Source organism: Mycoplasma sp. 744 (assembly GCF_034863305.1).
GTDB lineage: Bacteria > Bacillota_I > Bacilli_A > Mycoplasmatales > Metamycoplasmataceae > Mycoplasmopsis.
In genome coordinates this window covers 1-15743 of sequence record NZ_JAYFFF010000002.1, presented here as the reverse complement: position 1 = coordinate 15743, position 15743 = coordinate 1, and the positions used below count along the sequence as shown (strand labels likewise).

General features: G+C 20.9%; 5 protein-coding genes. 2 read left to right on the top strand and 3 right to left on the bottom strand.

Annotated features, from left to right (window positions below; translation table 4 throughout):
* Position 1: 1 nt before the first annotated feature.
* From rsmD to mutM, 3 genes are read right to left on the bottom strand one after another with little or no spacing between them, the layout of a single operon-like run.
* A complete protein-coding gene (gene rsmD, locus VBM87_RS01315) occupies positions 2-547 on the bottom strand; it encodes a 16S rRNA (guanine(966)-N(2))-methyltransferase RsmD (RefSeq protein WP_323177038.1) in 546 nt (181 codons plus the stop codon).
* A 1-nt stretch (position 548) separates the two neighbouring features.
* Positions 549-935 (bottom strand): Smr/MutS family protein, encoded by a 387-nt coding sequence (locus VBM87_RS01310; RefSeq protein WP_323177151.1) that lies wholly within the window; start codon positions 933-935, stop codon positions 549-551.
* A complete protein-coding gene (mutM, locus tag VBM87_RS01305) occupies positions 911-1741 on the bottom strand; it encodes a DNA-formamidopyrimidine glycosylase (protein WP_323177037.1) in 831 nt (276 codons plus the stop codon). The genes VBM87_RS01310 and mutM overlap by 25 nt, the downstream gene beginning before the upstream one ends.
* Positions 1742-1992: 251 nt before the next feature.
* On the opposite strand from mutM, the gene VBM87_RS01300 reads away from it, so the two are divergent.
* Together VBM87_RS01300 and VBM87_RS01295 are read left to right on the top strand one after the other, a co-directional pair.
* Complete coding sequence (locus VBM87_RS01300; RefSeq protein WP_323177036.1) at positions 1993-8760, top strand: hypothetical protein; 6768 nt, start codon at positions 1993-1995, stop codon at positions 8758-8760.
* Positions 8761-8926: 166 nt separating this feature from the next.
* Positions 8927-15743, top strand: a 6817-nt coding sequence (locus VBM87_RS01295) for a hypothetical protein (protein WP_323177035.1), incomplete at its 3' end; no start/stop codon positions are given.

The window sequence follows — 15743 nt, the reverse complement described above, 5'->3', positions numbered from 1 at the left end:
ATTATTCTTTCTTTTCTAAATAAATTATGTTAATTTTACCATATTGTTTTTTACGTTTAATTTGTAAATTCGAAGGAATTATGATTTCTTTATCATTATCAGTTTCAATAATAATTAAACCGTTTTGACTTAATAAATTAGAATTATTAATTATTTTTAAAGCATTATTTAATAAATTTATATTTTTATAAGGTGGATCTAAGAAAAAATAATCACATTCAAAATCAAGTTTATTTAAAAAATCTTCTGCATTAGAACAAATGATTTCTAAATTCGTTAAATTTAAATTTTTTTTGTTATTTTCTATACACTTAATAGCCATTAAATTATTATCAACAGCATAAGCTTTTTGTGCATTATTACTTAAAGCTTCAATTGCTAAATTGGCACTTCCAGCAAAAAGATCAACTACAATTTTATTTTCTAAATTAAAACGAATACTATTAAAAATAGCTTCTTTAATACGGTCAATTGTAGCTCTTGTAATTTCTAATGGTGGTTGTTCTAATATACGTGAACGATATTTACCTGAAATAACTCTTAACATTTTAATTAAATTCCTCATCAATATAATTTAATAAATCTTCTTGACTTTCTTGATCTAAATTTTTTCATAAATTAAAAGCATTTTCTATATTCAAATTAAACTTTTGATTATTATTAGAAGGTATTTGAATTTCATAAACACTACCTTGATTATAAAGAGCATATTCTAAATTATTTTCTAATAAAACATTATCCAAAGTATTTTGCAAAACCTTTTTGCCTTTACCTGTAATAATATAAAGTTTATTTTTATTAGTTTCTTTAGCTTCAATTAAAGCTAAAGATATTTTACTTAATGCTTGAGTTTGATTTAAATGGTGTAAATCTAGAGCTTGATGGTAATTATCAATTTTCATACTATATTTTAATTTTCTCTTGTTTTTTGACATTCTGGACAAAAATATGTTCCTCTTTGATTTAGAAAAATCTTAATGATTTTAAAACCACAACGAACACAAGGATCGTTTTCATGACCGTGAACTTTTAGAAAATTTTGAAAAAATCCTTTTTTACCATCAACAGAAGTGTAAGACTGTATTGATGAACCGCCTAAAGCTGTTGATTTTTCCATTATTAATTGAGCTGATTTAATAATTTGTCTAAATTCTTTTTTAGTTAAATTGCAAATATTGGTTGCTGGATGAATTTTTTGATCTCATAAAGCTTCATTTGCGTAAATATTACCTATACCTACTACTATACTTTGATCTAATAGTAAAGTTTTAATTTTAATACGACGTTTTTTGATTTTTTCTCAAGTTTGATCAATATTTAATTTAGCTGGTTCCTGTGCTAATTTACTTAAAGGTAAAGTATTAAAAAGTTCATTACTATATTTAAAATGAAAAGTTCCGAACTGACGATAATCATTATAAAATAAAGCACTATTATCACTAAAAGTAAAAACTACATAATCGTGGGCTTCTAATTCTCTTCTTCTTTTATAAGTATTATATTTGCCCGTCATTCTTAAATGACTAATAATATGTTTTTCATTAGTTAAATTAAAAATAATATGTTTACCAAAATTGGTAATACTTAAAATTGTTTCTCCTTCTAAATTATTAATAAATTCATTTACTGTTACATTTTGTATCATTTTATCTTTAAAAATTTCTACTTTACTAATTGTTTTATTAACTATTAAAGCATTTAAATTTTTACAAACTGTAATAACTTCTGGCATTTCTGGCATAAACTAATTATAATAAGTTATTTAAATAACTTAATTTTTACTTAAATAAATTTAATAAATACAACAAAAAATAAAAAAATATATTAAAAGTTCACAAATAATATCAAAAAAATTATTTTTTCATTATTATTTTAATGAATATATATATATATATATATATAATTTAATTAAAGCAAAAAATATTATATTTTAACTTATATTTGCTTTTTTACTAAAAATAAAATAAATATTATTTTTATTTTGGAGAAATTATGAAAAATAATACAAAAAATTTATTAAAGAAAAAAATTATTTCAAACAGTTTGATTTTTGCTCCTTTAGCAATAATTCCTGTTTTATCTAGTACAAGCGCAACTTCTAATTTAACTGTTAGTGAATTAACTACAAAAGCCAATAGAATTATTCAAAGAATCCAAAGAGAAAGAAATACTCCAATAACAGAAAAATTAATTGAAAGTTTAAATAAAATCAAAGCAGCTCATACAAGCGATGATACAATTACGCAAGATCTTTTAGATAAAGTTGATTTTCATGAAACGATTTTTAATAATATTTTAATTATTGATGAAGAACAAAGAGGACATTATTTAGATAAAGATAATATAAAAAGACAAGCTTTTTTTGCTGGTTCAACTTCAATTGGTATATATTTTGATATGGGTAATCAAAAATCTTATGTTGCTTCCTATATGGCAGACATTGTTTATAAAGAAGAAAATAAAAATTTATCCTTAGAAGAAATGAAGCAACGTTTAAAAAATGAAAATTTAAGAGCACAAACAATTACTTACATAAATAGTCATTGACCTATTGATGGATATAGTAAACCTGAACAAAAAAATTTTTATCCTAATGATATTAAATATGGTATTAAAACAAATTTAACTGAATTAATGAATATGACTTTAAATGAATCACCAGTAAATATTTCTGCAGCTAGTGAAAAATTTGAAGATATAGAAACATTTATTAAAGCAATAGCAGATATAAAAGATAATGTGGCTACTTCAGATGAAGTAAAAGCTCAATGAGATGCTTCAACTAGAGATCAAAATAATTTACCTTTTACTACAAGAAAAGAATGAATTGAAGCTACCTCAGGTTTAATTAAAGAATATGATACCAAAAAGGCAGATTTTGACAAAATTTTAAAACAAGCTGTAATTAAATCAACAGCAATAATGGATATAATGAATAGTGTTAATGGTTCAATTGGCATTAATGATGAAAACACCAAAACAGATTTAATTAAAAAAATTAATGCTATTGATTATACAAAAAATAATGGTCTTGCAATTGAAACAAAATATGAACTTTTAGAAGCAACAATTAATCAAATTAAAGAAATTAGTGCCAATCAATATTTAACACAAAAAGATAAAGATACTTTAATTAAAAATTTAGCGAATGTTTTTACTCCTAATGTTTATGATGATGCTTCTAATACACCTGAAGAAAAAAAAACTAAATTAGTAGAAGATATTAAAGCTAAAGATCAAGAAATAAAAAATATAACTAATGGTTTAACTGAAATTTATAGAAATATTCAGCAAACAGATTCAACAACTCCTGATGGTGAAAATACTATTGATAAATCATTTTTAACTTATGAAGAAATTAATGCTAATATTCAAAAAATTAATGAAAAAAATGTTAATGATGAAGATTATTTAAAACAAAGTCAAGATTATTTAAAACGTAATAAAACTTTAATTGAAATAGGAAAATTAGAAATACAACAAAATCATAAACCAAATGTTAATGTTATAAACGATTTTAATATTATTCCTCAATATGATTCTGCAATTGAACAAAAATTAGAAAATGAATTAAATAGAGCAAAATTAATTAAAGAAATTGAAGATAATAATTTTAATAATCAATTAAGTGAAAAATTAATTAATGATACTATTAATTATCCACAAGTTAATGAAAATAATACTAATACAACTATTAATTCTAATTTTGCTAGTGAATTAGAACTAATAAAAAACATGTTGGAATTAGGCAAAAAAATTAATCAACTTAGTGATATAAACGAAAATTCTAGAAACACCATTTTAAATCGTTATGTTAATGAAGTAAAAAATACAAACAATTTAACAGGATTAACAACAGTTAAAACAAATAATGAAAATCGTTTAGAATTGATTAAAAAAGTTCAAGAATCTACTTTAAAAGATTCAGATAAACAAATTTTATATACTGCAATAGCAAATTTGGAAACTAATGCTATTGAATTAACTCCTAATAAAAGTCAAGCAGTAAAAAATCTTGAAACTATTTTAGAAAAAATTCCTCTTTTAAATAGCTCAATAATAACTGAAGATAATAAGGCTAAATTAAGCAATAATTTAGCTTCTTTACCTTTAACTTTAACACAAGAACAATTTGATTATGCTATTAATGAAGAAATAGCACAAAATAATGAACATAGCAAATTAAGTTTATTAGAAAATATTGTTAATAAAACAACAACTAAATTAACAGAAGCTCAAGCCACTAAATTAAATCAAGAAATTTTAAATGTTGTTTTTGATTATACTAATAATAATAATCAAGATAAGGAATCACAATTAATAAGAATTAAAAATAAACTAGATTTAGTGGAAAAAATATATAATCAACAATTAAAAGAAGATTATAAACAAAAACTAGTTGAATTTGCTCTTAATTTCAATATTGCTAATATTGATGATTTTGACACTAACAATCTTAATAGTAAAATCAATGCTTTAGAAAAAACAATTGCTTATGCACAAACAATTATTAATGAAATTGATTTAAATGATGTGCAAGAAGAAAAATATTTAACACAATTATTTACCAATGATCCATCTGTGGAAACAGTAAATAATTTCGAGCAAAAAGTTTCTTTAGTTAAAACTATTAAAAATGATCAAAACATAGGTAATAATGATAAAAATGAATTAATTAATAAACTTGATGAACTTAATCCTTCAAATAATGATTTTGTTAGTGACTATCAAAAAATCAAAAATGATTATGATTTATTAACACAAAAAAGGAATGTTATTAATGAAATTAACAATAAATTAAATCAAATTCATCAAATTACAAATTCAACTACTTTGAATGAAATAGTTAAACAATTAAATAAAGAAACTACTGTTGTTGATAAATTTAAAACTAGTTATACTAATGCAATTAATAATAAAGAAAACGATAATTTATTAAAAAACGAACTTAAATTCTATGAAGATATTAGAGATAATTTAAATGCTGATTTTGCTGCTTTAAATTTTGATAGTGAATTAGCTAAAAAATTAGCTCAATTAAATAATTTAAAAGCTTTTAATAAAAATCAAATAACAATAATTAAAGATAAATTAAAAGATATCAATGATAATACAACTGCTAAAGCAATTTTAGATCAAGTTTTAATTTTAGATAATGTTTGAAATGCTTTGAAAGAACAAGTTAAAGAAAAAGATAATTTAATTAATAATGATGTTTATCAATTAGAAAATGCTCAAAATAAAAAAGCATATGATGATGCTTTAAACAAAGCTGAAGAAATTATTCAAAATTTAGAAAATCAAACTTTTGATAATTTAAATGTATCAACTATTTTAAATCAAATTAACCAAACAACTAATGCTTTAAATGATTTACAAAATTCTCAAAATAATTTAGACGGTAAAAGAAATACTTTAAAAACACAAATTGATAAAACATTAAATCTAAGCGATGATGAAAAATCAGCTTTTAAAAATAAAGTTGATGCTCTAGATAAAGATTTAAATCAAGATAAAATTGATGAAATTAAACTAGAAGCATTCAATCAAGCTAAAACTAACGTAAAAACTAAAATTAATCAATTACAAGATTTAGCGCAAGAAGAAAAAGATCAATTATATGATGAACTTGAAAAAGCTCCAATTGATAATAATATTCTTGATCATAAACTTCAAGAGATTTTAGATAAAGCTAATGAAGCTAATAAGAAAAAAACTGATTTAAAAGATTTCTTAGATAATACACAATATCTTAATGATGCGCAAAAAACAGCTTTAAGAAATGAAATTACTTTAGCTCACTCTAATGGAATCGATGAATTAAAAACTAAAATTCAAGCTTTAGATGATTTAATGAAAGAATATAAAGAAATTCAAACTTTAGACAAAAATGATATTAAATACTCACAAGCCGATGAAAATCCACAAAAAGCTTATGATAATGCTTTAGATGAACGTGAAAATATCATTAATAAAACAAATGGATTAAACTTAAATAAAGAACAAATTGAAACTAAAATTAATGATTTAAAACAAGCAGAAAATAATCTTAATGGTCAAGAAAAAATTAAAAAAGCTCAAGAAAATGCTATTAATAGAATTAATAATGAATATAGTTCATTAACAGAAGCACAAAAAACTAAAGCTATTGAAAAAATTAATCAAATCAATAATCTTGAACAAATTAATCAAGCTGATAATGAAAATAAAGTATTAAATGGTCAAATGCAAACTTTAAGAGATTATCTTGCTAACGAAAAAACTTTAAAAGCAGACAATAATTACATTAATGCTTCGCCAGATAAAAAACAAGTTTATGACCAAGAAATTATCAAAACTCAAAATCTATTAAAACAATTAGAAGAAAATAATAATAACAATTTATTAAATGAAAATTTAGTAAATCAACAAAATCAAAATCTTCATAATGCTATTGATAATTTAAACGGTAATAATATTGCTGAAGCTCGTAAGCAGGTAATTGATTATATTAATCAATTAAATAATCTTAATGATAAACAAAAAGAAAATTTAATTGCTCAAGTTAATAAAGAAGTTGAAAATGAGAAAATTTTAGCAATAAAAGATTTAGCAAATAATATTAATCAAACAATGCAAAATCTTAAAAATCAATTAGCTAAATATGCCAACTTAGCTACTGATAAAAAATACTTAAATGCTACAAGTGAGAAAAAACTTACTTTTGAAGATATTAAAAATCAAGCAGCAAATCTTGTTGATAAAGAAAAAGGTGCTAATGTTATTGACCAAAAAACAATTGAACAATTAGCAAAAGATTTAGAAGCTAAATATAATAATTTAGATGGTGAACAATTACTTAAAAATAAACAAAATCAAGCTAAAGAAAACATTGATCAGCTTGCTAATTTAAATAATACTCAAAAAGAAGTTTTAAAAAATGAAATTGATAATGTTCTATTAATTGCTGATGTAGATGATATAGTTAATAAAGCTTTAACTTTAGATAATTTAATGCAACAACTTGCTAATACTTTGCAAGATTTAGAAAATGAATTAAATCAAGAAAATAATGATTCTTATAAAGCAGCTAGTCCAAGAACTAAAAATAATTATGATAAATTAAAAAATCAAGTACAAGATTTATTAAAAACTAATTCAATGCAAAATCTGGATTCTCAAGCTGTTAATCAATTAGAAAAAGATTTAATTGAAGCCAAAGAAGCACTTGATGGTGATTTAAATTATGAATTTAAAAAAGAAAAAATTAAGCAAAGTATTCAAAATAATTCTCATTTAAATCAAAAAGAAAAAGATAAATTAATTCAACAAATTGATAACATTAAAGTACCAAACGATGTAAATAATGCTGAACAAATCAAATGATTTAATGAACAAGTTGATCATTTACTAGATAAAAAAGATTTAATTCAAGAAATTAAAAATAAAACTAATTTAACTGACGAACAACAAAACGATTTAATAGATGATTTATTAAATATAGTTGTTAATGATCAAGAAAATCAAACTAATAATTTAAATAATTTCAAAGAAAGTAAAATTAATTTAACAACTAAAGAAAATCTTTATCAAAAAGTTAAAAATGAACCAATTTTAAATCAAGCAGATAAAGAAACGTTAAATAATCTAATTGATAATTTAGATCCTACAAATAAAGATTTTGCTAATAAAGTTAATGAATTTAATAATAAATTTAACGAGCTAATTAATAAACAAAAAGATCAAAATGCTCAAAAAGAATTAAGCGAATTTTTAAAACAAACTAAATATATTAATAATGCACAAAAAGAAGCTTTAGAAAAAGAAATTGCAAATCTTAATTGACAAAATCAAAATTTTTTAAAAAATAAAATTATTTTATTAGATCAAGCAATGCGAACTTACAATGATATTCAAATAATTGATACTAATAATATTAATTATTCACAAGCCGATTTAGATTTAAAACAAGCTTATGATAAAGCTTTAAATAATCAAAAACAAATAATAGATAAAATAAAAGGAAATAATCTAGATTTAAATCAAGTTAATCAAGCTATCAATGAATTAAGAAATGCTATTAATAATTTAAACGGTTATGCTAAAGTAAATAAACAAAAAGAATTGATAAAAAATAAAATTAACAAAGAATATCAAGCTTTAACTAATAAACAAAAAGATAAAGCTATTGAAAATATAAATCGAATTAATAATTTAGATACATTAAAAGAATTAGATGCTAATTATCAAAATATAAATAATTTAATGCTAACTTTAAGAGCAAATTTAAATAATAAATTCCAAATTACAACAAATAATAATTACTATGATGCTTCAAAAGAAAATAAAAATAATTATGATCAAGTTCTTAATGATGGTGAAAAACTTTTAAATAATTTAATTAAACAAAATAATGATTTATTCAATATAAATCTTATTAAAACAACTAATCAAAATATTTTAGATGCTATAGCTAATTTAAATGGACAAATTAATTTAGTTTCATTTAAAGAAGAAGCAAATAAAAAAGTAAATAATTTAGAAAATTATTCTTTAGAAGAAAAAAATCAATTTAAACAACAAATTCAAAATGCCAAAGATATTAATCAAGTTAAAAAGATTTTAAATCAATTAGTAAATCACGAAAATGCTTTAAATAAAGAACACAATAAATATATTGATTGATTAATTCTTATTCTTTTATGAACAAGTATCATTTTAACTTTTGGTTTAACTTATTTAGTTTGATTATTAGTTAAAAAATTTAACAATAAAAAATAAAATAATTAAAAATCAGGAAAAATCCTGATTTTATTTTTTATGCTAATATATATATATATATATATGTATCTGTATTATAATTATTTTTAATAAAATTATTAAATTAATTTTAAGGATTTACTAAAAATAAAGTTTATTTTTACATAAACTAAATATGGAGAGATAAATGAAAAAAGTTAAAAAAATATTAAAGAAAAAATTACTAATTGTAAGCCCATTACTAACTGCTTTAACATTTGTGCCTATTATTTCTACTGAAGTCAATCATGACACCAATATAACTGTTAATGAGAAAATTGAACAAATCAAAAATCAAATTAGACAATTACCTAATTATAAAAATAATCAATCTACTTATAAAAATAATGAACTTATTAAGCAGTTAGATCGTATTAAGGAACAAAAAAAGAATAATCAAACTTATGAAGTCAATTTATTTGCTAAATTAGATTTTTTTTATGAAGTTGCTAAAGGTATTGATTTAATAGCCGGAGGAAAATATTTAAATACTAATAACGAAGAAAAAACTGCTTTTATGAATGGCGAATCTAATAATTTTTTCACCGTTCCCAATCAAAAAGGAAGAGTAACTACTTATATGCAAAGTATTGTTACTGGTTTATCTATGAAAGATTTAATAGATCGTTTTCCTAACCCAATGAACGCAGCCAAAATTGATGAATTAGAATTAGAAAATATTAAGAAAAAATTAAAAAATGAACATTTAAGAGCGGAAATAATTACCAAAATTAATAATTCTTGACCTATACCAACTAATATTTATAATACTAATACATCAAAATATCCTAATGATAAAAATATTGGTGTGCAATTAGATTTAACTACTTTATTAAATAGAGTTGTTTTAGAAGAATCGCCTGATAATGTTGAAGCTTTTACAAAAAAATTCAATGATATTGCTTTATACATTGACGCAATGACTGAAATTAAAAACAATAAACCAATTAATGCCGATATTAAACAACAATGAGAAAATGCTAGAAATAATAATAACAATATTCCTTGAACAACCAGAAGAGAATGATTAAGTACCGTTAGTGGTTGAATGAAAGATTATGATAATAATAAAGAAAATTTTGCCACTAAATTAGAAGAAGCAACTAAAAAATCAAAAGCCATAGCTATTGTTTTAGATAATATGCAAGGTGATATTTCTAATAGTGCTGATAATCTTAAAGCTGATTTATTAAAAGAAATTAATGCTATAGACTACAAACAAACTAATGGTTTAAAACAAGAACAAAAATACGATTTATTAGAAAAAGCAACACAACAAATTAAAGAGATTGGGACAAATAAATATATTCCTCAAAATGATAAAAACATTTTAATGCAAAATATTGCTAAAATTTTTAAAATAAATCAATTTGATAATTCAAATCCTCAAAAAAGTGAAGAAGAAAAACAAAAATTAATTAATGATATTACTCAAAAAATTACAGAAACAAAAAAAACAACTGACGCTTATACTGAAATTTTTAAATTAATTCAACTTAATAATACTAATCAACCTAACGGACAAAATACAATTGATACATCTTTAATTACTTATGAAGAAATAAGAAAAATAATAGAAATTGTTGATCAAAAAGATATCAATTCTTCTGATTATGTCAGTTTTACTAATGATTATTTAAAAAGAGCAAAAACATTAGCCCAAATTGGTCAATTAAGAATAGCTAGTAATCACAAACCTAATACTTCAGTAATAACAGATTTTAATATCATGCCTAAAGATCATATTGATCTAGATAATAAATTAGCTAATGAATATAAAAGAGCACAGCAAATTAAAGATATCGAAAATTCTAATGCTAAAAATGAATTAAAAGACACTTTAATAGAAAAAACAATTAATTGAATTCAAGTTAATCAAGAAAACACTACTGATACTAATGTTAATTTTGCAAATGAATTAAGTAAAATTAAACAAATGCTCCCTATCAATGAACAAATTAATAATAGAAATGAAATAGGACAAAATAATATTGAAACCATTTTAAATAGATACATTGAAGAAGTTAAAAATACTACTGATTTTAATCAATTAGAAACTGTAAAAACTAACATTGAAAATCGTTTATCTCTCTTAGATAAAATTAAAAATTCTTCTTTAAAAGATCAAGACAAAATGATTCTTTATACTTCAGTTGCTAATTTGAATACTAGTGATATTACTTTGGGTGATAATTCCTCACAAGCTGTAAAAAATTTAGATATTATTATTGATAATATTAATAAATTAAATGATGTTAATAATATTAATAGTATTGATAATAATACTTTAGAAAATTTTAAAAGTCAAATAGCAAATTGATCATTGCTTTTAACACAAGAACAAATTACTAATGCAATTAATTATGAAATTGCCACAAACAATAATCAAAGCAAATTAAGTTTATTAATTAATGCTGCTACTAAAAATCCAACTTTAGAAAATGCTATTAAAGAAAAAATTGATGCTGAAATTTTATCAGTAGTTTTTGATCATGCTCAAAATAACTTAGAACAAATCAATAAATTAACACGCATAAAAGCTAAATTAGATTTAATAGATAATATTAATAGTAAAACTTTTACTTTAGAAGATAAAAACAAATTAATTAATTATATTAGTAATTTCAATGTTGATAATGATTTAGATTTAGATACTAATAATGAAAATAGTAAACTAAGTCTTTTAAATTTAGTATTAGATTATGCTCAAGAATTAATTGATGATAATGCATTAAACAATGAACAAGAAGCTAAATATTTAAAACAACTTTTTACTAATGAGCCAAATAAAACAACTGTTACCAATTTTCCAAGAAAAGTTAATTTATTAAAAATTATTCAAAATGATCAATTTATTGCTAAAAATGATCAAGATTATTTTATTAATCAATTAGATGAATTAAATCCTTCTAATGATGATTTTGATAATCAATTTAGTATTATTCAAAATAATTATCAAGAAATAGAACTTAAAAGAAATGTTGTAGTTGAAATTAATGATCAAATTAATCAAATAATAAATATTACTAAAACCAATAACATTGACGAAATTCTTCCTTTTATTAATAAAACCAAGCAAATAATTAATAAGTTCAAAACTTCTTGAGAAAAAGCACAACAAAATAAAGAAAACAGTAATTTACATTTAAATAATTTAAGGTTTTATCAAGAAATTAGAGATAATTTAAAAACAGATTTTAATAATTTAAATTTTGATTTAGAACTAAGTGAAAAATTTAAAATTTTAGAAAGTTTAAGCAATTTTACTAAAGAACAAAAAAATCAAATTAGAACTAATTTATTATCACAAAATGATAATACTTTAGCTAAAAATCTACTAGATCAAATTATTGTTTTAGATTCAACATTTGGTGTTTTAAAAGAACAAATTAATCAAGAAACTTCAGTTAAAGAATCTTTAGATTATCAACTGGAAAATCAAGAAATTAAAAATAATTATGATGAGACATTGAATCAATCTCAAATAATTAAAAATAGTTTAGAAACTTTAGATTTTACTCATTTAAATACTAATGACATTATTGAAAAAATTAATCAAAGTGCAAACATAACTAGTGAGTTGCAAAGTGCACAAAATAATTTAGATGGTAGAAAAACAGATTTAAAAAATCAAATTAACAAAGCTTTACATTTAGATAAAGATCAAAAAAATAATTTTATTGAACAAATTAATTTTTTAGACAAAAATACTATTGATCAAAGTGCCAAAAATCAAATTCTTAATCAAGCTTTAACACAGGCTAAAGAAAATCTTAATTTAGAAATTGATAAATTAAATAATTTATCACAAGAAGAAAAAGCACAATTTAAAGAACAAATTTTAGAAGCAGATTTAAATAATGATATTTTAGATCAAAATATAGCTAATATCTATAAGCAAGCGCAAGATTTAAATAAACTTAGAGAAAATTTATTAAATACTTTAAATCAAAAAATCTTTTTAAATCAAGGACAAAAAAATAATTTTAAAGAAATTATTAAAACAGCTAATGAAATAAATGAACAACAAATTATAAATGATATAAATAAACTTGATCAAGCAATGCAAAATTATCAAGCAATTAGCGAAATAGATCATACTGATTTAAATTATATTTTAGCTGATAGTAATTTAAAAGATAATTATGATCAAACAAATAATTTAAGAAAAACAATTGTTGATAATAATAGTGAGCAAAATTTAAATTTAGTAACTATTGAAGAATATATACAAAATTTAGAAAATGCTAAAAATAATTTAAACGGTTTAAATAAATTAAATCAAAGCAAAAAACAAGCAAAAGATAATATTGAACAATTGAATAATTTAACTAAATTACAAAAAAATAAATTAATTAATTTAATAGATCAAAGTAATGATTTTACAACTATTGAACAAATAGTAAATCAAGCCAATGAATTAAATCAAAAAATGCTTGAAATGAGAAATTTAATTAATCAAAAAGATAATATTCAAAATGATAATAATTATATTCATGCAACTAAAAACATTAAAGATAATTATGATCAAGCTATTGAAAATTCTAAAGTATTATTAAATAACTTAAATACTGTTGATAATGATAATTTACTTGAAATTTCTAATGTTAAAAATGCTATTAATAATATTAACCAAACTATTAATAATTTAAATGGTAATAATATTTTTCAAGCTAAAAAAGAAACAATTGATAAGATTGAAAAATTAAATAATATAACTGATAAGCATAAAAAAGAACTTATTGCTCTAATTAATCAACAAGATACTTTAAAAAATATTAATCAAATAAATGATTTAACTTCATTATTAGATCAAAACTTAAATTTAATAAATAATCAATTAAATAATGAAAATGAAATTAAAAATTCTTTAATATATCAAGCTGAAGAATTAAAAACACAAAAACAATATGATTCAATATTGGATAATGCTAAAAATAATTTAAATCAATTTTTAGAAACTGTTTTAAATAATATAAATTTATCAAATCTTAATGAACAAATTAATAATTTAAATACTGATTATGAGAATTTAATTCAAATAACAAATGCTTTAGATGGTAAAAGAAAATTTTTAGTATCTAATATTGAAAAAATGCTTTATTTAACCACTGAAGAAAAAAATCAATTTAATAATCAAATAAATTCTTTAAATAAAAATTTAAGTGAAGCAGAATTAAATCAAATTATTAACCGAGCTCTTGAAGAGGCTAAATTAAATATTAAAACTAAAATTAATCAATTATTAAATTTAAATCAAATTGAAAAAAATGAAATAAATCAAAAAATTGATTTAGCGAGTAAAAATGACCAAATTTGAGATCAAAATATTCAAGAATTTTATGAAGAAGCTCTAACTATTAATAATCAAAAAATAGCATTAAAAGAATTTTTAGAAAGCAAAAATTTTCTAAATGATGCGCAAAAAACAACTTTAAGAAATGAAATTACTTTAGCTCATTCTAATCAAATAGATCAATTAAAAACTAAAATTCAAGCTTTAGATGATGTTATGAAAGAATATAAAGCAATTGAAGTTGTGGATAAAAATGATATTAAATATTCACAAGCTGATGAAAATCCACAAAAAACTTATGATAATGCTTTAGAAGAGCGCCAAAGTATCATTGATAAAACAAATGGTTTAAACTTAAATAAAGAACAAATTGAAGTTAAAATTAATGAATTAAAACAAGCAGAAAATAATCTTAATGGTCAAGAAAAAGTTAAAGAAGCTAAAGAAAATGCTATTAGTAGAATTAATAATGAATATAGTTCATTAACTGAGGCACAAAAAACTAAAGCTATTGAAAAAATTAATCAAATCAATAATCTTGAACAAATTAATCAAGCTGATAATGAAAATAAAGTATTAAATGGCCAAATGCAAACTTTAAGAGATTATCTTGCTAAGGAAAAAACTTTAAAAACAGACAATAATTATCTTAATGCTTCACCAGATAAAAAACAAGTTTATAATCAAGAAATTATCAAAACTCAAAATTTATTAAAACAATTAGAAAATAATAATGATGATGATTTATTAAATGAAAATTTAGTAAATCAACAAAATCAAAATCTTCATAATGCTATTGATAATTTAAATGGTAATAATATTATCGAAACTCGTAAGCAAGTAATCAATTATATTAATCAATTAAATAATCTTAATGATAAACAAAAAGAAAATTTAATTGCTCAAGTTAATAAAGAAGTTGAAAATGAGAAAATTTTAGTAATAAAAGATTTAGCAAATAATATTAATCAAACAATGCAAAATCTTAAAAATCAATTAGCTAAATATGCTAGCTTAGCTACTGATAAAAAATACTTAAATGCTTCAAGTGAGAAAAAACTTACTTTTGAAGATATTAAAAATCAAGCAGCAAATCTGGTTGATAAAGAAAAAGGTGCTAATGTTATTGATCAAAAAACAATTGAACAATTAGCAAAAGATTTAGAAGTTAAATATAATGATTTAGATGGTGAACAATTACTTAAAAATAAACAAAATCAAGCTAAAGAAAAAATTGATCAATTAACTAAATTAAATAATGCTCAAAAAGAAGATTTAAAAAATGAAATTGATAATGCTTTATTAATTGCTGATGTAGATGATATAGTTAATAAAGCTCTAACTTTAGATAATTTAATGCAACAACTTGCTAATACGTTGCAAAATTTAGAAAATGAATTAAATCAAGAAAATAATGATTCTTACAAAGCAGCTAGTCCAAGAAATAAAAATAATTATGATAAATTAAAAAATCAAGCATTAGATTTATTAGAAACTAATTCAATGCAAAATTTTGATTCTCAAGCTGTTAATCAATTAGAAAAAGATTTAATTGAGGCTAAAGAAGCACTTGATGGTGATTTAAATTATGAATTTAAAAAAGAAAAAATTAAGCAAAGTATTCAAAATAATTCTCATTTAAGTCAAAAAGAAAAAGATAAATTAATTC